This window comes from Kitasatospora sp. NPDC034023, from assembly GCF_055575795.1.
In genome coordinates this window covers 339,034-360,148 of the sequence record NZ_JBVIRY010000006.1, presented here as the reverse complement: position 1 = coordinate 360,148, position 21,115 = coordinate 339,034, and the positions used below count along the sequence as shown (strand labels likewise).

Sequence of the window (21,115 nt, the reverse complement as noted above, 5' to 3'; positions counted from 1 at the left end):
TCCACCCCGAAGGGCTTCACCGTTCGACTTGCATGTGTTAAGCACGCCGCCAGCGTTCGTCCTGAGCCAGGATCAAACTCTCCGTGAATGTTTACCCGCTATCGGGTTCCCACTCGCGTTGAGCGGCACGGCAACCACCGGAATAGGGCGGCCCCGCGCACTGCGTCCTCGCTAGTGTTATTTCAAAAGGAATCTCCAACCCCGATCAAACGATCAAGGCCGGGGATGTCAACATATCTGGCGTTGACTTTTGGCACGCTGTTGAGTTCTCAAGGAACGGACGCTTCCTTCGGACCGCCTTCCAGCGGACCCTCCGGGCTTCGTTCTTTCGTGTTTCCAGCTTATCAGATGTTTTCCGCTCCGTTTTCCGGAGTTTCATTCATCCGATTTCCCGAACTGGCCGGGGCCGCTTTTCGCGACGTCCACCACTTTAGCGTATTTCGAGAGTTACTCGAAATTCACGCTCACGCCCTGTTGACAAAAACGCCAACGAACCCATGTGAATGGGCTGTGAGGTGTGAGAGTGGGTCTTGCTGAATGGGGTGGCCGCTTCAGCGACTCGTTCAACACTAGGCCACCCGGAGGGCCTCGTCAAACGTCGAGGGCCGGATCTGTCCAGATCCGGCCCTCGATGCTCGAAGCCGCAGCTCAGCGTGGGTGTGCTTTCAGCCAGGCAGGTCAGCCCGGCGTGTCAGCCGGCGGAGACCAGCTCCGCCGCCGCCAGGTTCCGCTTGCCGCGCCGCAGCACCAGCCAGCGGCCGTGCAGCAGGTCGGCCTCGGTCGGCACTGCCTCCTCGTCCGTCACCTTGACGTTGTTGAGGTAGGCGCCGCCCTCCTTGATCGTCCGACGCGCGGCCGATCGGCTCGGCGACAGGCCGACGGCGACCAACAGGTCGACCACCGGCTGGAGTTCGGGGGTCTCGGTCTTCGGGACCTCGGCCAGGGCGGCCGCCAGGGTCGGGGCCTCCAGGTCCGCGAGGTCGCCCTGGCCGAACAGCGCCTTGGACGCGGCGACCGCGCGCTCGTACTGCTCGGCGCCGTGGACGAGGGTGGTGAGCTCCTCGGCGAGGGCGCGCTGGGCGAGGCGGGCGGCGGGGCGCTCGGTGGTCTCGCGCTCCAGCTCCTCGATCTCCTCCTTCGAGCGGAAGCTGAAGATCCGCAGGAACTTGGAGACGTCCCGGTCGTCCGCGTTCAGCCAGAACTGGTAGAAGGCGTACGGGGTGGTCAGTTCGGGGTCGAGCCAGACGGTGCCGGACTCGGTCTTGCCGAACTTGGTACCGTCGGCCTTGACGATCAGCGGCGTGGCCAGCGCGTGGACGGACTTGCCGTCGGCCTTGCGGATCAGGTCCGTGCCGGCGGTCAGGTTGCCCCACTGGTCGCTGCCGCCGGTCTGCAGGGTGCAGCCGTAGCGGCGGTTCAGCTCCAGGTAGTCCATGCCCTGGAGGATCTGGTAGCTGAACTCGGTGTAGCTGATGCCCGCGTCGGAGTTGAGCCGTCGGGCGACGGCCTCCTTGGCGATCATGTTGTTGACCCGGAAGTACTTGCCCACGTCACGCAGCAGGCTGATCGCCGACATTCCCGACGTCCAGTCCAGGTTGTTGACCATGCGCGCCGCGTACGGGCCCTCGAAGTCGAGGAAGCGCGAGATCTGGCCGCGCAGGCGCTCCACCCAGCCGGCCACCGTCTCGGGGTCGTTGAGCACGCGCTCGGCGGTGGGCTTCGGGTCACCGATCAGGCCCGTGGCGCCGCCGACCAGGCCGAGCGGGAGGTTCCCCGCCTGCTGGATGCGGCGCATGGTGAGGATCTGCACGAGGTTGCCGAGGTGCAGGCTGGGGGCCGTCGGGTCGAAGCCGCAATAGAACGTGACCGGGCCGTCCGCGAACGCCTTGCGCAGTGCGTCCTCGTCGGTGGACAGGGCGATCAGCCCCCGCCACCGCAGCTCGTCGACGATGTCCGTCACGGTCACGCTTCTCCTTCTATCGGGCGCCCGCCCGGTGGCGGCCCGATGCGGTCGGGCCCCGGGTCGGTACGACTCCAGCCTGATAGAGCCTACGCGGTTCCGGCCAGCGAGTTTTCCCCGAGGCACCCCCTCGGGCCTGGCGGCGTACTCCCCCGGGCCCCTCCCCGATACCGGAAATTCCGTTGTTCGTCGGCCATGCGCCCATTCAGAGTGGTGTCACCGCCGTGCGGCGGCAGTGACGTGTGTGGAGACGGTCGTGCCGCCGTGGCACGCCCGTGGGAAGGGTGTGCCGAGTGCGCAACACGCTGGTTCTGAACGCGAGCTACGAGCCCCTGACAACGGTGTCGCTCCAGCGCGCCGTCGTCCTGGTGCTCCAGGACAAGGCGGTGGTGGAGCAGGCGCACCCGCTGCGCTCGATCCGGGGGACGGGCGTCGCCGTCCCGGTCCCGAGGGTGATCAGACTGCAACGGTACGTACGGGTGCCGTTCCGACAACAGGCCCCGTGGTCTCGGCGGGGTGTCCTGGCGCGGGACCAGCACCTGTGCGCGTACTGCGGGCGGCGGGCCACCACGGTGGACCACCTGCAGCCCAAGTCGCGCGGTGGTGCGGACAGTTGGCTGAACACCGTGGCCGCCTGCGCGGAGGACAACCAGCGCAAGGCGGATCGGACGCCGGAGCAGGCCGGGATGAAACTGCTGCGGCGCCCGTTCATGCCCACCCCGCAGGCCAGCCTGATGCTGGCGCTCGGTCTGCGCAGCTCGGAGGCGCGGGATCTCGCCGACTGGCTGCCGCCGGTACCGGGCCTGCCCGTTTCGGCCGCGTAGCCACCCGACCACGTAGCCACCCCATCCGGGTAGCCGCCCCGACCGCGTAGCCACCCGGCCGGTGCCGGCGAGCGGCCTCAGCCCTTCGCCTGGTACCCGGCCGCCGTGCCGTAGTTGGCCGCGTGCTCGGGCACCACGACCACCTGCCCACCGCCGATCAGCACCCGCCCGGAGAGCAGCAGCGAGCCGGTCCCGGGCGGGAAGTTGCCACCGGCCGCCTCCTCGCCGCCCGCCAACGGGAACCGGGTGAGGTGGGCCGGCTGGTCGCGGCGTTCGTCGGCGGCGAGCACCAGCGAGCCGCCGTCGATACCGACCGCCCGGACGGTGCCCTTGGCGGTGGTCGGGGCCTTCCAACGCTGCTTGCCGGTGTCCAGGTCGTAGCCGACCGCGGCCGCCGGCCCGCTGCCGTTCGCCGGGGTCAGGGTGGTGACCATCGTGCGGCCCTCGAAGAACACCTCGGGTGTGGCCGCGAAGGTGCCGTGGGCGACGTCCAGCCGGCCGCCGTCCGTGACCACCGGGATCTCGGCGGCCGGGTCGCCGGCGGTGCCCCAGGCGAACACCCGGTCGTTGTTCGGCTTGTCGCCGGTGGTGAGGACCACGGCCGGCTCGGCGGACAGCACCGTCACCGTCTTCGGCTGGTTGTTCAGCCCCCGCCACCAGCTGACCTTGCCGTCCGCGAGGTTCAGCGCGACGGCCTGGTCGGCGGGCGTCGAGTCGGCGCACGAGGAGGCCACCAGCACGGTCTTGCCGCTGACGCCGCCGGAGAGCGTGCAGAACTTGCCCTGCCCGGTGTACTGCCAGATGTCCTTCCCGTCCGCCGACTCCCAGGCCACCGCGTGGTCGTCGCCGATCGCGACCACCTTGTCCTCGGTGACGCCGACCCGCGCGGAGTAGGCGCCCTTCGCGTCCGAAAGGGTCTTGGTCCAGGCCGTCTTGCCCGTCCTGGTGTCCACGACGGCCACCAGCGCGCACGGGCTCTTCGGGTCCGCCTGCGGACGGAACAGCGCCGCGCCCAGGCCCGCCTGGTTCACGCCCGCCGACAGCCCGCACGGAACGGCCCCGGCGGCCGGCGGCTCCACCGACCAGGTCGGCTTGCCGCCCGCGCGGTCGTACGCGTGCACCCCGGAGCCGTCGGCCCGGACCACCGCGTCCGTCAGCAGCCAGCTGCCGACCAGCGTGTCGTCACCCCCGGGCTGCCCGGCCGCGACGGGCTGCGCGGACCACGCCCGGGAGTGCGCCACCGTGAAGCCGGGCTCGCCGCCGCTGCTCGCCGCCGCGCTGCCACCGCCCTCAGCGCCGACCATCAGCCCGGCCGCCACCAGCACCCCGAGCGCGGCCACCCCGGCGCCGGCCCGCACGAGCAGGGCCTTCCGGCTGGGCACGTGCTCCCCGGTCAGCACCGCGTCGGCGGCCCGCCGGGCCTTGGCCGAGAACGAGGAGCCGGCCCCCGAGCCGGATATCGAGCCGGGCGCGGGCTTGGGACCGGAACCGGAACCGCCGTCACCACCCCGGCGGGCGGCGGCGCGGGACCGCGTGGCGGGCCGGGCCGCAGGCTTCGGGGCTTCCTCCGGGGTCTTCTCCGACCCGGTCGGCCCGGTCGGCGCGGACCCCGGCTCGGTCGGCGCGGACTCCGGCTCAGCCTCGTCGAGGTGCACATAGCCGTCCGCCGAGTACTCGGCCCCCGCCGGGACGTACAGCCCCTCCCCGGCGGGCTGTTGCCCGCCGGCATACGGCGTGTACGGCTGCTGCGCGTGGTCGGGGTACTGCAGGGACTGCGCGTGCTCGGGGTACTGCGGAGACTGCGCGTGGTCCGGGTACTGCGGGTACTGCGCGTACTCCGGGAGCGGCTGGTACTGCTCGTGGCCGCTGTACTGCCCCTGGACGTAACCGCCCTCGACGTACCCGGTCTGCCCGTACCCGGACTGGTCGTAGCCGCTCTGGTCGTAACCGGCGTGCCCGTAGCCGGACTGGTCGTACTGCGACTGCTGCCCGTACCCGGCCACGCCGTAGCCCGCCTGCTGCTGCGGCTGCTGCCAGTGCACCTGCTCCGGCGGCTGCTGCCCGTAGAACCCGTCGCCCTGCCAGTCCGGCTGGCCCTGGACCGGCTGGCCCTGGGCCGAAGGCCCCTGGGGGTACCACGGCTGCTGCCCGGTGTGGGCGTCTCCGAAGGGCTCCTGCGCCATCCGTTTCGTCCCTCCGAGCCCGCCTGCGTGCCGATGCGGCAGTCAGCATCTCACGCCGGTCCGGAGGGACGACCCGGGCCCTCGACGTGGGTTCCCGGGCCCGGCCCGAGAGCGTCAGGCCGCGGACTCGGCGCGCAGGGCCTCGTCGATGCGGGCGGCCAGGGTGAAGTCGAGGCCGGTGAGGCCGCCGGCGCTGTGGGTGGACAGGACGAAGCGCAGGGTGCGCCAGCGGATGTCGATGTCGGGGTGGTGGTCGAGCGCCTCGGCCTGCTCGGCGACGGCGGCGACCACCCGGATCCCCGCCGGGAAGTCCGGGGCGTCGGCGCTACGGACGATGCTGTCGCCCTCCCGGGTCCAGTGCGGCAGCGCCGCCAGTGCCGCCGTGATCTCGTCCTCGGTCAGCCGTGCCCTGCTGCTCATCGCTGCGCTCCTGCTGCGTCGTCGGTCCGGAGTGCTCCGGGGCGCCGGAGTACCCCGTGGTGGCCGGGGTCAGGCAGCCTTCCGGCGCGGACGGGCCACCAGCTCGCCGCCGCAGTTGGGGCAGCCGGCGGCCATGGCCTCGGTGCAGTCCGGGCAGAAGGTGCACTCGAAGGAACATATCGAGGCGGGGCCGTCGGCGGTCAGCGACACCTCGCAGCGCTCACAGATCTCGCGCATCTCCAGGGCCATGGCGTACTCCTCTTACTCTCTTACGGTCTGACGGTCGTTCGACTCGGCAGCGGCTTCGCTCACGCCAGCAGCAGCTTGGTGACGGCCGCGAGGCCGACCACCACGATCACCCCGCGCAGCGCGGTCGGCGGCAGGCGGCGGCCGACCTTGGCGCCGACCAGGCCGCCGACCAGCGAGCCCACCGCGATCAGCCCGGCCGCCGTCCAGTTCACGGTCGAGGTGAACAGGAAGAACAGCGCGGCGACGGCGTTGACGATCAGCGCCAGGGCGTTCTTCACCGCGTTGATCCGCTGCAGTTCCTCCTGCAGCAGCATGCCCATCAGCGCCATCAGCAGGACGCCCTGGGCGGCGCCGAAGTAGCCGCCGTAGATGCCGGTGAGGAACACCCCGGCCAGCAGCACCGGGCCGCCGTCCGGGTCGCCGCCGGGCCGGCGGCGGGCGGCGACGGCCTTGGCCACCTTGGGCTGGATCACCACCAGGACGAGCGCGAGCAGGATCAGCACCGGGACGATCGCGTCGAAGGCCCCGCTCGGCAGCTTGATCAGCAGCAGCGCGCCGAGCAGCCCGCCGAGCAGCGAGGCGGTGCCCAGGCGCAGCACCCGGCGTCCCTGGTCGGCGAGTTCGCGGCGGTAGCCGATCACGCCGCTGAGCGAACCAGGCACCAGGCCGAAGGAGTTGGAGACGTTGGCGGTGACCGGCGGGATGCCGACGGCGAGCAGGACCGGGAAGGTGATCAGGGTCCCGGAGCCGACGATCACATTGATCATCCCGGCTCCGACCCCGGCCACCAGGACGGCGATCGCCTCCCAGAGCGTCATGGGTCACCTCTCCTCTCGGTCCTGTCCGAGAGGATCATGCCGGACCGCCCTCCCGCCCGACCAGGGCCGCCCACGATTCGGGACGTACGCCACACCGTCACGAGCGGCGCCACGAAAAGCGCCACGAAAGCCCGAGGGCCCGCCGCCGTACGGGAGACGTACGGCCGCGGGCCCTCGGCGAAGCACAGCCCAGCCGCTCACTCAGGGTCGGCTCACTCCGGTCACTCCGGTCACTCCGGGTCGATCTTGGGGTACTCCCGGGTCGGGTCCACCCGGGGACGGGCGGCACCCTTCTCGGTGTCCACCGGCCGCGGCCCGGACGCCGGGTCGATCGGCACCTGGGTGGCCGGGGCGCCCTTCGGGACGCTCGGCACCGCGACGGCGCCGCCGTTGGCCCCGCCGCCGTTGCCGGTCAGGCCGGTGAAGGCGCCGCCGAGGCCCTTGAGCGCGTCGCCGACCTCGCTGGGGATGATCCAGAGCTTGTTGGAGTCGCCCTTGGCCAGCTCGGGCAGGGTCTGCAGGTACTGGTAGGCGAGCAGCTTCTGGTCGGCGTCGCCGTCGTGGATGGCCTCGAAGACCGTCCGGATCGCGGCCGCCTCACCGTCGGCGCGCAGCACCGCGGCCTGCGCCTCACCCTCGGCCCTGAGCACGTCCGCCTGCTTCTCACCCTCGGCCTTGAGGATCTGCGCCTGGCGCTGGCCCTCGGCGGTGAGGATCGCGGCGCGCTTGTCCCGGTCGGCGCGCATCTGCTTCTCCATCGAGTCCTGGATGGAGGTCGGCGGCTCGATCGCCTTCAGCTCGACGCGGTTGACCCGGATGCCCCACTTGCCGGTGGCCTCGTCCAGGACGCCGCGCAGACCGGCGTTGATGACCTCGCGGGAGGTCAGGGTGGACTCCAGGTCCATCGAGCCGATGATGTTGCGCAGCGTGGTGACGGTCAGCTGCTCGATGGCCTGGATGTAGCTGGCGACCTCGTAGGTGGCCGCCCGCGGGTCGGTCACCTGGTAGTAGATGACGGTGTCGATGTTGACGACCAGGTTGTCCTGGGTGATCACCGGCTGCGGCGGGAACGGCACGACCTGCTCGCGCAGGTCGATCCGGTTGCGGACGCGGTCGATGAACGGGACGACGATGTTCAGCCCCGCGTTGAGCGTCCGGGTGTAGCGGCCGAAGCGCTCCACGATCGCCGCGCTGGCCTGTGGGATGACCTGAATCGTCTTGATCAGCGCGATGAAGGCCACCACGACCAGGACGACCAGGACGATAAGGACGGGTTCCACGGACTCTCCCCTAGACGACCAGGGCGGTCGCGCCCTGGATTTCGACGACGTCGACCTGCTGCCCGGGCTGGTACACCTGGTCCGGGTGGAGCGCGCGGGCCGACCAGATCTCGCCGTTCAGCTTGATCCGGCCGCCTTCCCCGTCGACTGTTTCCGCGACGACCGCGGTGGCGCCGTGCAGCGCCTCGATGCCCATCTTGACCTGCGGGCCCTTCTGCAGCTGCCGGTAGGCGATCGGGCGCACGAAGACCACGAGCGCGACCGAGACCACGAGGAATGTGATGGTCTCCAGGACCACTCCCCCGCCCAGTCCGGCCACGCCCGCGGCGGCGAGCGCTCCGACCGCGAACATGGCGAACTCCGGCATCGCGGTGAGAACCAGCGGTATGCCGAGCCCTGCGGCGGCCAGGAGCCACCAGATCCAGCTGTCCACACGTCCATCCTAGGGAGCGAAGGCCTTCGAGGCGGACAGTTCCCGCAGGTCGAGGGGCGGAAACCGGTCGCACGTGCGACCGGTTCCGGCAGCCTCCCCGAGACGGGCGAAGGACGGGCGAAGGACGGGCCGAGACAGGGCGGAGGATCTGGCCGGACGGGGCCTCAGCCCAGCGGCAGGCCCTGGGCCGACCAGCGGTCGCCGTGGCGCTCCAGGGTGAGCGGCAGCCCGAAGCACTTGGAGAGGTTACGGGCGGTCAGCTCGGTGTCGATCGGGCCGGCCGTGAGCACCTTGCCCTGGCGGATCATCAGGACGTGGGTGAAGCCCGGGGCGATCTCCTCGACGTGGTGGGTGACCATCGCCATGGCCGGGGCGAACTCGTCCTGGGCGAGCGCGCCGAGCCGGCGGACCAGGTCCTCGCGGCCGCCGAGGTCCAGGCCGGCCGCGGGCTCGTCGAGCAGCAGCAGCTCGGGGTCGGTCATCAGGGCGCGGGCGATCAGGGTGCGCTTGCGCTCGCCCTCGGAGAGGGTGCCGAACTTGCGGTCGGTGAGGCCGGCCATGCCGAGGCGGTCGAGCAGCGCGAGGGCGCGGGACTCGTCCGACTGCTCGTAGCTCTCCTGCCAGCTGACCGTCATGCCGTAGGCCGCGGTCAGCACGGTCTGCAGCACGGTCTGCTCGGCCGGCAGCTTGTCGAACATGGCGGCGCCGGCCAGGCCGATCCGGGAGCGCAGCTCGAAGACGTCGATCTCGCCCAGCTTCTCGCCCAGCACGCTGACCTTGCCCGAGGTCGGGAACAGGTACGAGGAGGCGATCTGCAGCAGGGTGGTCTTGCCGGCGCCGTTCGGGCCCAGGATGACCCAGCGCTCACCCTCGGAGATGGACCACGAGACCTGGTCGACCAGCGCGCGCCCCTCCCGGACCACGGATACGTCCACCAGCTCCAGCACGTCGCTCATGCCTACGCCTTCCCCAAAAAACAAGATTCTCGGCCGTCGGTGCGGGCGGCACGCCCGACCCCGGCAGCCGGTGGGCACGGGGTGGGTGCGCCGCACACGCATGGGCAAACCTACGCCACGCGGATGACCGCCGATTCCGTAGGCTGGCCGGATGCTCGCGACTCCTCCCGACAATCCGTACGAAGAGCCCCGTTCGGGGCGGCTGGCCGCCTGGGGCAACGCCCTGCTGGCGGGCCTGGTGCCGCCCGACAACGCCGCCGCGGCCGTGCTGGGCGCCGACGAGAGCCACCGGGTGACCGGGCTGCCCGGGGACGAGCCGGGCGAGCAGCACGGGCTGACCTGGGCGCTGGGCCGACTGCGGGTGCTGGGGGTGCGGGGCCTGCGCCTCGCGCTGCCCTCGGCCGGGCACCCGCTGGGGCTGACCGGCCCGGCACCGTTCAACGGGCGCGCCATGGCCGTGGGCGAGGCCGTCCTGGCGGTGGGGGTGCCGCTCGGGCTGGTGCCGGAGGTCGAGGTGTTCGGCCCGGCCGGGGACCGCTCGGCGACCGTGCTGTGGCGCTGCTCCGAGGTGAACGACGCGCCGCCGGCGGACGTGCCGTCGCTGCAGGAGGCCGAGCGCGAGCTGGCGGACGGGCTGCGCGAGGCGACCGTGCTGCTCGCCCGGCTGGACGTGGCCGGCGCCGGGCCGGAGGCGCTGCGCGCCCTGGAGGCGTACCGCCGGCGCGGGCACGCCGAGCTGCTCGCGCCCGGCTACCCGCCGCGCGCCGTCCGGGTGCTGGAGTCGGCCCGCCAGGTGGCCGCCCTGCTGTCGATCGCCTCCGGCGGGCACGGGGCGGCCGTCAGTGCCTCCGAGATGGCCGCGCGGCAGTCCGTCCTGGCCCCTCTGTGGCGCACCGCCCGGCGGGCCCAGGTGGCCGCCTACAACGCCCTCGCGGACGAGCGCGAGGCCCGCTGAGGGCTCGCGGGACCACCCTCGTACCTGGCCGGAATCCGACCCCCGCGCACGGGACGCCCCCGTGCGCCCGGGGCGTCGGCCCGTCGGACCCCCATGCGCCGTCCGTCAGGCGCCGCGAGCGCCCTCCCGGGCCTCGCCGTTTCGGACGGCCCAGAGCGCGGCCTGGGTGCGGTCGGCCAGGTCCAGCTTCATCAGGATGTTGGAGACATGGGTCTTCACCGTCTTCTCCGACAGGTGCAGGCTGCGCGCGATCTCCCGGTTGGAGCGGCCGTCGGCGATGTGGCCGAGCACCTCGCGCTCGCGTTCGGTGAGGGTGCCGCCGCGGCCCTGCGGCGCGCGCGGGCCCTCGTCGGAGAGCAGCGCCTCGGCCAGCTCCGGCTGGAGCAGCACATGGCCGGCGTGCACCGAGCGGATCGCTCCGGCCAGGGCCTCCGGGTCCACGTCCTTGTAGACGTACCCGGCGGCGCCGGCCCGCAACGCGGGGACCATCGTGCGGTGCTCGGTGAAGCTGGTGACGATCAGGATCCGGGCCCGGCTGCCCTCGCCCTTGAGCGTGCGCAGCGCCTCGATCCCGTCGACGCCGGGCATCTTGAGGTCCATCAGGACGACGTCGGGATCGAGTTCGCGGGCCCGCTCGACGCCCTCCGCCCCGTCGGCGGCCTCCCCGACCACCTCGATGTCGTCCTGGACCTCCAGGAAGGTGCGCAGCCCGCGCCGGACCACCTGGTGGTCGTCGACCAGCAGGACACGGATCGACGGTGTGCTCTCAGGCACCGGGGACCTCCATCTCGACGAGCGTCCCCCGGCCGGGGGCCGACTCCAGGGTGAGCGTGCCGCCGACGGCGGCCGCGCGGTCGCGCATCGAGGCCAGGCCGAGGTGGCGGCCGGCCCGGCGGACGGATTCGGGGTCGAAGCCGCGCCCGTCGTCACGCACCCGCAGCACCGCGCCGCGCGCGGGCGTCCCGGCCAGGGTGACGGTGACCCGGCCGGCGCCGGAGTGCCGCAGCGCGTTGTGCAGCGCCTCCTGGGCGACCCTCAGCAGTGCGGCCTCCTGGGCGGGCGGCAGGGCGCGGACACCGTCGGCGGCGAAGGCGACGTCGGCGGTGTGCGCGCGGTCGAGGACCTGCACCTGGGAGGCGAGGGTGGCGCTCAGACCGTCCTCCTCCAACGCGGCCGGGCGCAACTCGACGACGACGGCGCGCAGTTCGTCGGCGGCCTCGGCGGCCAGCCGGGCGACCTCGGCGAGCTCGGCGCGGGCCCGGGCCGGGTCGCGGTCGACGAGCTTGGCGGCGGCCTTGGCGGTGAGGCGCAGTGAGAAGAGCTTCTGCGAGACGGCGTCGTGCAGGTCGTGCGCGATCCGGGCGCGCTCCCCGGCCAGGGTGAGTTCACGACTGCGCTCGTACAGCCGGGCGTTGGACAGGGCGAGGGCGGCGTGCGCGGCGAGGATCCGCAGCAGTTCCTCGTCGTGGTCGGTGAACAGGCCGCCGCCGCGCTTGTTGGCGAGGAAGATGACGCCCATCACCTGCAACTCGTCCTCGGCCGCGTCGGTGTCCAGGATCGGCATGCCGAGGAAGGCGCCCATCTCGGGGTGTGCGGAGGGCCAGCCGCCGAAGGAGGGTGCCTGGCGGACGTCGGCGAGGCGGATGGGGCCGGTCTCGTGCAGCATCGCGGCGAGCACGCCGTGCTGGCGGGGCAGCGGGCCGATCGCCCGCCACTGCTCGTCGGTGACGCCGTCGACCACGAACTGGGCGAATCCGCCGTGGTCGTCGGGCACGCCCAGGGCCGCGTACTCGGCGCCGAGCAGTTCCCGGGCGGAGGCCGTGATGCGGCGCAGCACCTCGCGGACCTCCAGGTGCCGGTTCATGGCGAGCAGGGCCTGGCTGACGGTCTCGATCCCGGACAGGCAGGGGTCGCAGGCGGGCAGCGGGCCCTGGTGGGCCAGGTGGTCTCCGGTGGTGCTGGGCATACCGCCAAACTACCGCCGCCGCCGGGGCGCTCGCGTCCGCCTGCGGCCGCGCCGGACGCAGGTCCGAGGACCTAGGCCGCTGGGCCCACAACGCCGCCGGGTCCACAAAGGCCGAGGGGCGGCCCTCCCGTTCGGGAAGGCCGCCCCTCGGCGGTTCGGAAGGGGCTCAGCCCTTCTGCATGACCTCGGGCTCGTGCCGGCGCTGGAGCCGGGTGACGAGGATGCCGATGAGGACCGAGATCACGATCAGCACGCTCGCGTCGATCGCCCACTGGGCGACCGAGTGCTTCCAGAGCGGGTCGTAGTTCGGGTGCTGGAAGTCCTTGTTCCAGGGGCCCATGAGCTGGGACAGGTCGAGCGTGGTGGAGACGATGCCGGTTCCCCAGCGGGCCGGCATCAGCCAGGCGACCTGTTCCAGGCCGGGCTTGCTGAAGATCTGGAAGAGGCAGCCGGTGAAGACGACCTGGACGATGGCGAACATGACCAGCAGCGGCATGGTCTTCTCGGCGGTCTTCACCAGTGCGGAGATCATCAGGCCGAACATCATCGCGGCGAAGCTCAGCAGGATCATGCCGACGGTCATCTCGATGAGCGGCAGGTTCTTGACGAGCAGGCCGTGCTCGGGCAGCTTGCGCGGCAGGAAGCCGACGGCGGAGATGATGGCGCCCTGGATCACGCTGAAGAAGCCCAGCACGATGATCTTGGACATCATGTACGCCGAGCGGGAGAGCCCGGTGGCTCGTTCTCGCTCGTAGATCGCCCGTTCCTTGATCAACTCGCGGACCGAGTTGGCCGCTCCGGAGAAGCAGGCGCCGATCGCCAGGATCAGCATGATCGTCGCGGCGCCGCTGTTGAGGTGGAGCTGCGTCTTCGGGTTGGGCGCGAGCCCCGGTTCGTTGGGGATCAGCACACTGACCGCGCCGATGACCGCGGGCAGCAGCACCGACAGTGCGAGGAAGCCGCGGTCCGAGGCGAGCACGGACATGTAGCGCCGCATCAGCGTCCACAGCTGGGAGCCCCAGCTCTGCGGCTTCGGCGGCTTGATGGCCTCCTGGGCCACCTGCACGTGCTGCACCTCGCCGGCGTCGACGGTGGGGGCGGAGTACTGCTGGTAGTGCACCGAGCCGCGGTAGCGGCCGGCCCAGTCGTGCTCCGGGTAGTTCTCGAAGGCCTGGAAGACGTCCGCCCAGGTCTCGTACCCGAAGAAGTGCAGCGCCTCGTCCGGCGGGCCGAAGTAGGCCACCGCACCGCCCGGCGCCATCACCAGCAGCCGGTCGCAGAGCGCGAGTTCGGCCACCGAGTGGGTGACGACCAGGATGGTGCGGCCGTCGTCGGCGAGGCCGCGCAGCATCTGCATGACCTCGCGGTCCATGCCCGGGTCGAGGCCCGAGGTGGGCTCGTCCAGGAAGATCAGCGACGGCTTGGTGAGCAGCTCCAGGGCGACCGAGACGCGCTTCTGCTGGCCGCCGGAGAGCGCGGTGATCTTGTTGTCGGCGCGCTTGTCCAGGCGCAGCTCGTACAGCACCTCGTCGATCCGGGCCGCACGCTCGCTGGCCTCGGTGTCGCCGGGGAAGCGCAGCCGGGCCGCGTACTTGAGGCCGCTGCGGACGGTGAGTTCGCGGTGCAGGATCTCGGACTGCGGCACCAGGCCGATGCGCGAGCGGAGTTCGGCGAACTGCTTGTAGAGGTTGCGCCCGTCGTACAGCACCTCGCCGCGGTCGGCGGGGCGGTAGCCGGTGAGGGCGCGCAGCAGCGTGGACTTGCCGGAGCCGGACGGGCCGATGACCGCGACCAGGGACTTCTCCGGGACGCCGAAGCTGACGTCGTCGAGCAGGATCTTCTTGGCGCCCTTGTGCTCGACCTCGACGGTCAGGTGGCGGGCGGAGAAGGAGACCGCGCCGGTGTCGACGAACTCCTGCAGCTGGTCGCCGACCAGCACGAAGCCGGAGTGGCCGACGGTCAGCCGGTCCTGCGGGCCCATCAGCTGACGCTGCACCCGCTGGCCGTTGAGGAAGATGCCGTTGTGGCTGCCGAGGTCGACGATCTCGTAGCGGCCGTCCGGGAGCTGGCGCAGCTCGGCGTGGTGGCGGGAGACCTGGAGGTCGGACACCACGATGTCGTTGTCGAGTGCGCGACCGATCCGGATCGTGTTCATGGCCGACGTCAGGCTGCGGATGACGGTCGGCTGCGGGCCGCCGCCGGCGCCGTGCTGCGGCGGCGGGAAGCCCTGGTCCTGCGGGAACCCCTGGTCCGGGAAGCCCTGCTGCTGCGGGAAGCCGCCCTGCTGGGCCGGCGGCGCGTACTGCTGCTGCGGGAACGGCTGCTGGGCCTGCGGCTGACCCGCCCAGGCCTGCTGCTGCGGCTGCTGGTACGGGTCCTGCTGCTGCCAGCCCGGCTGCTGGGGCTGCGGCACCGGGCCGCGGCTGGTGGCGGCCTCGTGCATCGGCGTGGCGTGCGGGGCGGCGGCGTGCGCGGGCGCGGAGAAGCCGAGCCGGGGGCCGTTCTCCGGGTTGCCAAGATTGACGACGGCTCCGGGGAACAGCTGGGCGTGCATGGTGCGGGCGCCGGCCACGTACGTGCCGTTGGTGCTGCCGTGGTCCTCCAGCTGCCAACCGCTGCCGTTGAAGCTGATGGTCCCGTGGTGCCAGGAGACCCTGGCGTCGTCGAACGGGAAGTCCGACTGCGGGTTGCGCCCGATGGTGTAGGACCGCCCGGGCTCCAGAGTCCGCTGCTGTCCGTTGATCTCAATGACGAGTTGCGGCACTGCTCGCCTGCCCCGCTCTCTCGGTTCCCCCGAATTGTGGCCCCCGGCCGGGGGTGCGCTGTTCCTGTGACTGACGGTGGGCATCATTCCAGCCCGCCGACCGCCGATGAAAGTCGCCCCGGGTGACTGTGACCAGGCTGCTACCGGAGCGCGGGCCCGCGGCGTCCCGCGGGGTGGGACAGGTGGTCTCGGGCCACCGGCCGACGGGTAGCGTGGGAGGCACCATGAACGCATCGCCCCTGGCCGCTGAGCCCCTCCCCGCCGCCCAGCCCCGGACCGCGGACGAGCGCACCCTGCTCGTCAAGGTGTTCGGCAAAGACCGCCCCGGCATCACCGCCGGCCTCTTCGCGACGTTGGCCGGCTTCGGCGTCGACGTCATCGACATCGAGCAGGTCGTGACCCGTGGCCGCATCACGCTGTGCGCCCTGGTCACCCCGCCCACCGCGCCCGACGCCGAGGGCGGACTGCGGGCCACCGTCCACCGCTGGGCGGACGAGCAGAAGCTCCAGGCCGAGATCCTCTCCGGTATCGGCGACAACCGGCCGCGCCGCGAGGGCCGTTCGCACGTCACGGTGCTCGGTCACCCGCTGACCGCCGCCGCCGTCTCCGCGCTGACCTCCCGGATCACCGCGGCGGGCGGCAACATCGACCGGGTCTTCCGGCTCGCCAAGTACCCGGTGACGGCGGTCGAGCTGGCCGTCTCCGGTGTGGCCACCGAGGAGTTGCGGGCCGAGCTGGCCCAGGAGGCGGCCACCCAGCGGGTGGACGTCGCGGTGGTCGCGTCCGGGCTGGAGCGCCGGGCCAAGCGCCTGGTGGTCATGGACGTCGACTCCACCCTCATCCAGGACGAGGTGATCGAGCTGTTCGCCGCCCACGCGGGCTGCGAGGAGCAGGTCGCCGAGGTGACGGCGGCGGCGATGCGCGGCGAGCTGGACTTCGCCGAGTCGCTGCACGCCCGGGTGGCGCTGCTGGCCGGGCTGGACGCCTCGGTGACGGAGAAGGTCCGCGCGGAGGTCCGCTTCACGCCGGGCGCGCGCACCCTGATCCGTACGCTGCAGCGCCTCGGCTTCCAGGTCGCGGTGGTCTCCGGCGGGTTCACCCAGGTCACCGACCACCTGGTGGAGCAGCTGGGGCTGGACTTCGCGGCGGCCAACACCCTGGAGGTGGTGGACGGCAAGTTCACCGGCCGGGTGGTCGGCGAGATCGTGGACCGGGCCGGCAAGGCCCGCTGGCTGGCCCGCTTCGCCGAGCAGGCGAAGGTGCCGCTGGAGCAGACGGTGGCGATCGGCGACGGCGCCAACGACCTGGACATGCTGAACGCGGCCGGGCTCGGGGTGGCGTTCAACGCCAAGCCGGTGGTGCGCGAGGCCGCCGACACCGCGGTGAACGTGCCGTTCCTGGACACCGTGCTCTACCTGCTGGGCATCACCCGCGAGGAGGTCGAGGCCGCCGACGCGCTGCACGGCACCCCGACCGAGGACGAGTAGCGGCCGACCGAGCGGGGCCCGCCGAGGAGGGCCTACGGACGTACGTGAGGGGCGCGCGGATCGGATCCGCGCGCCCCTCACGTACGGTCCGGGAATCAGTCCTGCGGCGGCGTGTAGTACGAGACCAGCTCAGCCACGCCCGGCTCGACACCCTTCCACGAGCCGCTGAAGCTGAGCACCGCGATCGCCGCCGTCGGGAACCCGCCGAGGCGCAGCCGCTCCAGCGCGTCCCGGTCGCCCGCGTCACCGGCCAGCACCTGGGTCAGGCCCAGCACCCCGGGATTGTGGCCGACCAGCACCAGGTCCGCGTACTCCTCCGGGGTCTCCTGGAGGACGGCGATGATCTCGCCGGGCCGGGCCTCGTAGACCCGGTCCTCGTACACGGTCTTGCGGGCCCGCTTGGGCAACTCGTGCACCGCCAGCTTCCAGGTCTCGCGGGCGCGCAGGGCCGTGGAGCAGAGCACGTACTCGGGGTTGATGCCGGAATCGACCAGCCAGCGGCCGGCTTCCGGGGCCTGGTGGCGGCCCCGGTCGGCCAGCGGCCGCTCGTGGTCGTCCACGCCGTCCGGCCAGTCGGCCTTGGCATGGCGGAGAACGATGATCCTGCGGGGCGTTTCGGCGCTCATACCCAGCAAGCTTGGCAGAAAAGCCGCCCGGCGTCGCGACGCTCCCGGTTGCTGCCACTCCGTCGGGTGTCGGGCGCCATCATGCCCCGTTCACCGGGACTTCGAATGGCGGTCGGACGGGGGTCGGACGGGGGCGGGCTTCGGTCGGACGGCCGTCAGCCCATCGAGCTGGCGATGGTGGCGATCACCGCCACCAGCACCGCGATGCCGACGAAGGCCAGGGCGATACGGCCGAGCTGCTTGCGGCCGTCGGTCGGGTTCGGGTCAAGAACGGGCATGTCGGGAATCCTCCCATCCCGAACACGCCCGTCCCTCGCTGGCCCCGCCTTCTTGGTCAGGCCTTGACCGGCCCGGGCCTTCTTGGTCAGGCCTTGACCGGCCCGGGCCTTCTCGGTCAGGCCCTGACCGGCTCCGCCGGGCGGACCGCCTCGTCCTCGATGTGCCGGGCCCGCGCGGCCCGCAGGCCGAACAGCATCTGCGGCACCAGCAGCAGCGCCAGGAAGCCCAGCGGCCAGTACCACTCGCCGGTGACCTGGTAGATCCGGCCGATCAGGATCGGGCCGGGGATGGAGATCAGGTAGCCGACGCCCTGGGCGAAGGCGGACAGCTGGGCCACCCCGCCCGCCGTCCGGGCGCGCAGCCCGATCATGGTCAGCACCAGGGGGAAGGCGCAGTTGGACAGGCCGACCAGGACGGCCCAGACCCACGGCGCGCCGGCCGGGGCCAGCGCCAGCCCGGCGTACCCGGCGATGCCGCAGGAGGCCAGCACCACCACGAACAGCCGCTGGTCGCCGCGGCGGGCGGCCAGGTTGGGCAGCACGAAGGAGACCGGCACGCCGATCACCATGGTGACCGCGAGCAGCACCCCGGAGGTGCCCTTGTCGATGCCCGAGTCCTGGAAGATCTTCGGCAGCCAGCCCATCACCACGTACGCGCCGGTGGCCTGGAGGCCGAAGAAGCAGGCCAGCGCCCAGGCGGTACGGCTGCGGGTGATCGGCAGCTTGACCGGGGCGGCGGTGCCCCCCGCCCGCTCGCCGCGCTCGCGCTTGGCGATCAGCAGCGGCAGCCACAGCACCAGGGCGAGCGCGGCGAGCGCGGCCCAGACGCCCAGGCCGTAGCGCCAGTCGCCGCCGAGGGTGCTGGTCAGCGGCACGGTGACGGCGGCGGCCAGCGCGGTGCCGGCCGACAGCGCCATCGAGTACAGGCCGATCATCGGGCCGACCTTCTCGGGGAAGTACCGCTTGATCACCACCGGGAGCAGCACGTTGGAGACCGCCACGCCGGCCAGGGCGAGCGCGGTCAGCAGCAGGAACACCGCGGTGCCGCCGGCGAAGGAGCGGGCCAGCACGCCCGCGGTGATGGCGGCCATGCCGGCCGTGACGACCGCGATCGGGCCGATCCTGCGGGCCGCCGCCGGGGCGGCGAAGCCGAACAGCCCGAAGCACAGCGACGGGACGGCGGTGAGCAGCCCGGCGAGGGTCGGGTTCATCCCGAGGCCGGTGCGGACCTGGTCGAGCAGCGGCCCGAGGCTGGTGACGACGGGGCGCAGGTTGAAGGCGGCGGCGGCGATCGCGACGGCGAACAGCCAGCCCAGGTACGTGGCGGAGGAGGTGGAGGGGGCGGAGTCGGCGGGCCGCTCGGTCTGCGGCCTGGCCTCGTTCCGCGGGGAAGCGGTGGTCTCTGCTGCGGGCATGTGCGCCATCATAGAATGATGGGATGAATTGATGCACCTCGGAATTGGCATGATGTGCCGACCGTTCATCCACCGGCCACATTCCACCCAGGCCCCACCCGAGCCGTAGTCGCAAGGAGTCACCGTGGCGCTGTCCTCGCCGAGGCGCACCCCGCTGTCCGACCAGGTGATCGCGCAGCTGCGCGCCCAGATCACGTCCGGGGAGTGGCCGGTCGGCTCGCGCATCCCCACCGAGGCCGCCCTGGTCGAGCAGCTGGGCGTCGCCCGCAACACCGTGCGCGAGGCCGTCCGCGCCCTCGCCCACAACGGCCTGCTCGACATCCGGCAGGGCTCCGGCACGTACGTGCTGGCCACCAGCGAGCTGGCCGGGGTGATGCACCGCCGCTTCGCCGACGCCGACCAGGCGCAGGTCGCCGAGCTGCGGGCGGCGCTGGAGACCTCGGCGGCCGGCCTGGCCGCCCAGCGCCGCACCGAGCGCGACCTGGAGCTGCTGGACGGCGCGCTGGCCCGCCGGGAGGGCGCCTGGCACTCCGGCGACGCCGAGGACTTCATCCAGGCCGACGCCGCCTTCCACCAGGCCGTGGTGGCCGCCGCCCACAACGACGTGCTGCTCGCCGTCTACGCCGACCTCGGCGAGGTCACCCGCGCCCACCTGCGGCACGACGTCGGCCCGGAGCTGATCGCCGAGCGCTACATCGGCCACGACACCATCCTGGACGCCATCCGGGCCGGCGACGCCCAGCGCGCCTCGGTCGAGGCCGGCCGCGCCATCGGCGCCTGCGCGACGGCCGAGACGTGAGGCTCCGGCCGACGCCCGAGACGTGAGGCCCCGGCCGACGGCCGAGACGTGAGGCCCCGGCCGACGGCCGAGGCCTGAGGCCCCGGGCGTGACGCCGTGAGCCCCCGGCAGGACGGAACGCCGCTGCCCGGCACCCCCACGGGAGGGGTGCCGGGCAGCGGCGTACGGGCGGAGCGTCGTCAGGCGCCGATGGCGTGCACTCCGCCGTCGACGTGGATGATCTCGCCGGTGGTCTTCGGGAACCAGTCCGACAGCAGCGCGACGACGGCGCGGCCGGTCGGCTCCGGGTCGCTCATGTCCCACTTCAGCGGGGAGCGGTGGTTCCAGGTGTCGGCCAGGTCGCCGAAGCCCGGGATGGACTTGGCGGCCATCGAGCCGAGCGGGCCGGCCGAGACCAGGTTGCAGCGGATGTCGCGCGGGCCCAGGTAGCGCGCCATGTAGCGGCTGGTCGACTCCAGGGCGGCCTTGGCCGGGCCCATCCAGTCGTACTGCGGCCAGGCGAACTGCGCGTCGAAGGTCAGGCCGACCACCGAGCCGCCGTCCTGCATCAGCGGCAGCAGCGCCATGGTCAGCGACTTCAGCGAGTACGCCGAGACGTGCATGGCGGTGGCCACGGACTCCCACGGGGTGTCCAGGAAGTTGCCGCCCAGGGCGTCCTGCGGGGCGAAGCCGATCGAGTGGACGATGCCGTCCAGGGTCGGCAGGTGCTCGCGGACCTGGTCGGCGATGCCCGCCAGGTCCTCGGGGCTGGACACGTCCAGCGACAGCACCTTGACCGGCTTCGGCAGCTTCTTGGCGATCCGCTCGGTCAGGCTCGGGCGCGGGAAGGCGGTGAGGATGATCTCCGCGCCCTGCTCCTGCGCGAGCTTGGCGGTGTGGAACGCGATGGAGGACTCCATCAGCACGCCGGTGATCAGGATCCGCTTGCCTTCGAGGATTCCACTCATGATCAGTGACCCATGCCCAATCCGCCGTCGACGGGAATGACGGCTCCAGTGATGTACGCGGCCTCGTCCGACCCGAGGAACCGCACGGTGGAGGCGACCTCGGCGGGCGCCGCGTAGCGGCCCAGCGGCACGCCCGCGACGATCTCCGCGCGGCGCTCGTCACTGAGCACGGCGGTCATGTCGGTGTCGACGAAGCCGGGGGCGACCACGTTGACGGTGATGTTGCGCGGGCCGAGTTCGCGCGCCAGCGACCGGGCGAAGCCCACCAGGCCGGCCTTCGAGGCGGCGTAGTTGGCCTGGCCCGGCGAGCCGGACAGGCCCACCACGGAGGAGATCAGCACGACGCGGCCCTTCTTGGCGCGCATCATCAGCTTGGAGGCGCGCTTGACCACCCGGAAGGTGCCGGTCAGGTTGGTGTCCACGACGGAGGTGAAGTCCTCCTCCGACATGCGCAGCAGCAGGGTGTCGTTGGTGATGCCCGCGTTGGCGACCAGCACCTCGACCGCGCCGTGCTTCTGCTCGATCTCCGTGAAGGCGGCGTCGACCTGCGCGGCGTCCGTGATGTCGCAGCGGACCGCGAGGACGTCGTACTTCACCAGGGCTTCGGGCACCTCACCCGAGCGGCTGGTGATGGCCACCTTGTCGCCTGCTTCGGCGAAGGCCTGGGCGATCGCGAGGCCGATGCCCCGGTTTCCTCCGGTGACGAGAACCGAGCGGCTCAACGATCCACCTCTCTCCATGTGTGAGCGCGTACA

At 72.1% G+C, this 21,115-nt stretch carries 20 protein-coding genes and 1 rRNA gene; 4 read left to right on the top strand and 17 right to left on the bottom strand.

What is annotated here, in order from left to right:
* Positions 1 to 88: ribosomal RNA gene (locus tag ACZ52R_RS12700) — 16S ribosomal RNA — on the bottom strand; the annotation flags it as partial.
* Positions 89 to 691: 603 nt separating this feature from the next.
* On the bottom strand, positions 692 to 1,960 hold the full coding sequence (gene tyrS, locus ACZ52R_RS12695) for a tyrosine--tRNA ligase (RefSeq protein ID WP_465621188.1): 1,269 nt from the start codon (positions 1,958 to 1,960) through the stop codon (positions 692 to 694).
* Positions 1,961 to 2,253: 293 nt separating this feature from the next.
* On the opposite strand from tyrS, the gene ACZ52R_RS12690 reads away from it, so the two are divergent.
* Positions 2,254 to 2,784, top strand: a complete 531-nt coding sequence (locus ACZ52R_RS12690; RefSeq protein WP_360499716.1) for an HNH endonuclease — start codon at positions 2,254 to 2,256, stop codon at positions 2,782 to 2,784.
* A gap of 77 nt (positions 2,785 to 2,861) precedes the next feature.
* On the opposite strand, the gene ACZ52R_RS12685 is transcribed toward ACZ52R_RS12690, so the two are convergent.
* The 7 genes from ACZ52R_RS12685 to ACZ52R_RS12655 all read right to left on the bottom strand — a co-directional run bounded on the left by ACZ52R_RS12685 (position 2,862) and on the right by ACZ52R_RS12655 (position 9,123).
* On the bottom strand, positions 2,862 to 4,967 hold the full coding sequence (locus ACZ52R_RS12685) for an outer membrane protein assembly factor BamB family protein (protein WP_465662681.1): 2,106 nt from the start codon (positions 4,965 to 4,967) through the stop codon (positions 2,862 to 2,864).
* Between the two features lie 114 nt (positions 4,968 to 5,081).
* Positions 5,082 to 5,387 carry a 4a-hydroxytetrahydrobiopterin dehydratase gene (locus ACZ52R_RS12680; protein ID WP_360499712.1) on the bottom strand — a complete coding sequence of 102 codons (306 nt, stop codon included), beginning with the start codon at positions 5,385 to 5,387 and terminating at the stop codon, positions 5,082 to 5,084.
* 69 nt (positions 5,388 to 5,456) lie between these two features.
* On the bottom strand, positions 5,457 to 5,636 hold the full coding sequence (locus ACZ52R_RS12675) for a DUF1272 domain-containing protein (RefSeq protein WP_360499740.1): 180 nt from the start codon (positions 5,634 to 5,636) through the stop codon (positions 5,457 to 5,459).
* Positions 5,637 to 5,695: 59 nt separating this feature from the next.
* Complete coding sequence (locus tag ACZ52R_RS12670) at positions 5,696 to 6,454, bottom strand: sulfite exporter TauE/SafE family protein (RefSeq protein WP_465621167.1); 759 nt, start codon at positions 6,452 to 6,454, stop codon at positions 5,696 to 5,698.
* A gap of 230 nt (positions 6,455 to 6,684) precedes the next feature.
* Complete coding sequence (locus ACZ52R_RS12665; protein ID WP_360499708.1) at positions 6,685 to 7,734, bottom strand: SPFH domain-containing protein; 1,050 nt, start codon at positions 7,732 to 7,734, stop codon at positions 6,685 to 6,687.
* 10 nt (positions 7,735 to 7,744) lie between these two features.
* Positions 7,745 to 8,167 carry an NfeD family protein gene (locus tag ACZ52R_RS12660; protein ID WP_360499706.1) on the bottom strand — a complete coding sequence of 141 codons (423 nt, stop codon included), beginning with the start codon at positions 8,165 to 8,167 and terminating at the stop codon, positions 7,745 to 7,747.
* Between the two features lie 164 nt (positions 8,168 to 8,331).
* Positions 8,332 to 9,123 (bottom strand): ABC transporter ATP-binding protein, encoded by a 792-nt coding sequence (locus ACZ52R_RS12655; protein ID WP_360499704.1) that lies wholly within the window; start codon positions 9,121 to 9,123, stop codon positions 8,332 to 8,334.
* Positions 9,124 to 9,274: 151 nt separating this feature from the next.
* Here ACZ52R_RS12655 and ACZ52R_RS12650 point away from each other — a divergent pair, with 151 nt between their 5' ends.
* Positions 9,275 to 10,078, top strand: coding sequence for a hypothetical protein (locus ACZ52R_RS12650; protein ID WP_465621164.1), 804 nt, complete (start codon positions 9,275 to 9,277; stop codon positions 10,076 to 10,078).
* A 105-nt stretch (positions 10,079 to 10,183) separates the two neighbouring features.
* Here ACZ52R_RS12650 and ACZ52R_RS12645 read toward each other — a convergent pair whose 3' ends face one another.
* The 3 genes from ACZ52R_RS12645 to ACZ52R_RS12635 form a co-directional block, all read right to left on the bottom strand.
* Positions 10,184 to 10,852: a response regulator transcription factor gene (locus ACZ52R_RS12645; protein WP_360499700.1), complete on the bottom strand. Its 669-nt coding sequence runs from the start codon at positions 10,850 to 10,852 to the stop codon at positions 10,184 to 10,186.
* The gene (locus tag ACZ52R_RS12640; RefSeq protein ID WP_465621186.1) at positions 10,845 to 11,942 is read right to left on the bottom strand and encodes a GAF domain-containing sensor histidine kinase; all 1,098 of its coding nucleotides are present in this window, start codon (positions 11,940 to 11,942) and stop codon (positions 10,845 to 10,847) included. Before ACZ52R_RS12640 ends, ACZ52R_RS12645 begins: the two co-directional genes overlap by 8 nt.
* Positions 11,943 to 12,210: 268 nt before the next feature.
* Positions 12,211 to 14,808 (bottom strand): FHA domain-containing protein, encoded by a 2,598-nt coding sequence (locus tag ACZ52R_RS12635; RefSeq protein WP_465621161.1) that lies wholly within the window; start codon positions 14,806 to 14,808, stop codon positions 12,211 to 12,213.
* A 224-nt stretch (positions 14,809 to 15,032) separates the two neighbouring features.
* Here ACZ52R_RS12635 and serB point away from each other — a divergent pair, with 224 nt between their 5' ends.
* On the top strand, positions 15,033 to 16,295 hold the full coding sequence (gene serB, locus ACZ52R_RS12630) for a phosphoserine phosphatase SerB (protein WP_465662679.1): 1,263 nt from the start codon (positions 15,033 to 15,035) through the stop codon (positions 16,293 to 16,295).
* A gap of 95 nt (positions 16,296 to 16,390) precedes the next feature.
* On the opposite strand, the gene ACZ52R_RS12625 is transcribed toward serB, so the two are convergent.
* From ACZ52R_RS12625 to ACZ52R_RS12615, 3 genes are all read right to left on the bottom strand, one after another.
* Positions 16,391 to 16,921, bottom strand: coding sequence for a SixA phosphatase family protein (locus ACZ52R_RS12625; protein ID WP_360499694.1), 531 nt, complete (start codon positions 16,919 to 16,921; stop codon positions 16,391 to 16,393).
* A gap of 155 nt (positions 16,922 to 17,076) precedes the next feature.
* Complete coding sequence (locus ACZ52R_RS12620; RefSeq protein WP_465621157.1) at positions 17,077 to 17,199, bottom strand: SGM_5486 family transporter-associated protein; 123 nt, start codon at positions 17,197 to 17,199, stop codon at positions 17,077 to 17,079.
* A gap of 116 nt (positions 17,200 to 17,315) precedes the next feature.
* A complete protein-coding gene (locus tag ACZ52R_RS12615) occupies positions 17,316 to 18,614 on the bottom strand; it encodes a CynX/NimT family MFS transporter (RefSeq protein ID WP_465621155.1) in 1,299 nt (432 codons plus the stop codon).
* 124 nt (positions 18,615 to 18,738) lie between these two features.
* Here ACZ52R_RS12615 and ACZ52R_RS12610 point away from each other — a divergent pair, with 124 nt between their 5' ends.
* Positions 18,739 to 19,413 carry a FadR/GntR family transcriptional regulator gene (locus tag ACZ52R_RS12610; protein WP_360499688.1) on the top strand — a complete coding sequence of 225 codons (675 nt, stop codon included), beginning with the start codon at positions 18,739 to 18,741 and terminating at the stop codon, positions 19,411 to 19,413.
* 179 nt (positions 19,414 to 19,592) lie between these two features.
* Here ACZ52R_RS12610 and fabI read toward each other — a convergent pair whose 3' ends face one another.
* Positions 19,593 to 20,360 carry an enoyl-ACP reductase FabI gene (fabI, locus tag ACZ52R_RS12605; protein WP_360499686.1) on the bottom strand — a complete coding sequence of 256 codons (768 nt, stop codon included), beginning with the start codon at positions 20,358 to 20,360 and terminating at the stop codon, positions 19,593 to 19,595.
* Positions 20,361 to 20,362: 2 nt separating this feature from the next.
* Complete coding sequence (gene fabG, locus ACZ52R_RS12600) at positions 20,363 to 21,082, bottom strand: 3-oxoacyl-[acyl-carrier-protein] reductase (RefSeq protein ID WP_360499684.1); 720 nt, start codon at positions 21,080 to 21,082, stop codon at positions 20,363 to 20,365.
* Positions 21,083 to 21,115: the final 33 nt, after the last annotated feature.

Bases quoted from the DNA above. Each gene is read 5' to 3' on its own strand.
- ACZ52R_RS12685 (WP_465662681.1), bottom strand. From the start codon at position 4,967: ATGGCGCAGGAGCCCTTCGGAGACGCCCACACCGGGCAGCAGCCGTGG.
- ACZ52R_RS12680 (WP_360499712.1), bottom strand. From the start codon at position 5,387: ATGAGCAGCAGGGCACGGCTGACCGAGGACGAGATCACGGCGGCACTG.
- ACZ52R_RS12675 (WP_360499740.1), bottom strand. From the start codon at position 5,636: ATGGCCCTGGAGATGCGCGAGATCTGTGAGCGCTGCGAGGTGTCGCTG.
- ACZ52R_RS12670 (WP_465621167.1), bottom strand. From the start codon at position 6,454: ATGACGCTCTGGGAGGCGATCGCCGTCCTGGTGGCCGGGGTCGGAGCC.
- ACZ52R_RS12655 (WP_360499704.1), bottom strand. From the start codon at position 9,123: ATGAGCGACGTGCTGGAGCTGGTGGACGTATCCGTGGTCCGGGAGGGG.
- ACZ52R_RS12650 (WP_465621164.1), top strand. From the start codon at position 9,275: ATGCTCGCGACTCCTCCCGACAATCCGTACGAAGAGCCCCGTTCGGGG.
- ACZ52R_RS12640 (WP_465621186.1), bottom strand. From the start codon at position 11,942: ATGAACCGGCACCTGGAGGTCCGCGAGGTGCTGCGCCGCATCACGGCC.
- serB (WP_465662679.1), top strand. From the start codon at position 15,033: ATGAACGCATCGCCCCTGGCCGCTGAGCCCCTCCCCGCCGCCCAGCCC.
- ACZ52R_RS12625 (WP_360499694.1), bottom strand. From the start codon at position 16,921: ATGAGCGCCGAAACGCCCCGCAGGATCATCGTTCTCCGCCATGCCAAG.
- ACZ52R_RS12620 (WP_465621157.1), bottom strand. From the start codon at position 17,199: ATGCCCGTTCTTGACCCGAACCCGACCGACGGCCGCAAGCAGCTCGGC.
- ACZ52R_RS12615 (WP_465621155.1), bottom strand. From the start codon at position 18,614: ATGCCCGCAGCAGAGACCACCGCTTCCCCGCGGAACGAGGCCAGGCCG.
- fabI (WP_360499686.1), bottom strand. From the start codon at position 20,360: ATGAGTGGAATCCTCGAAGGCAAGCGGATCCTGATCACCGGCGTGCTG.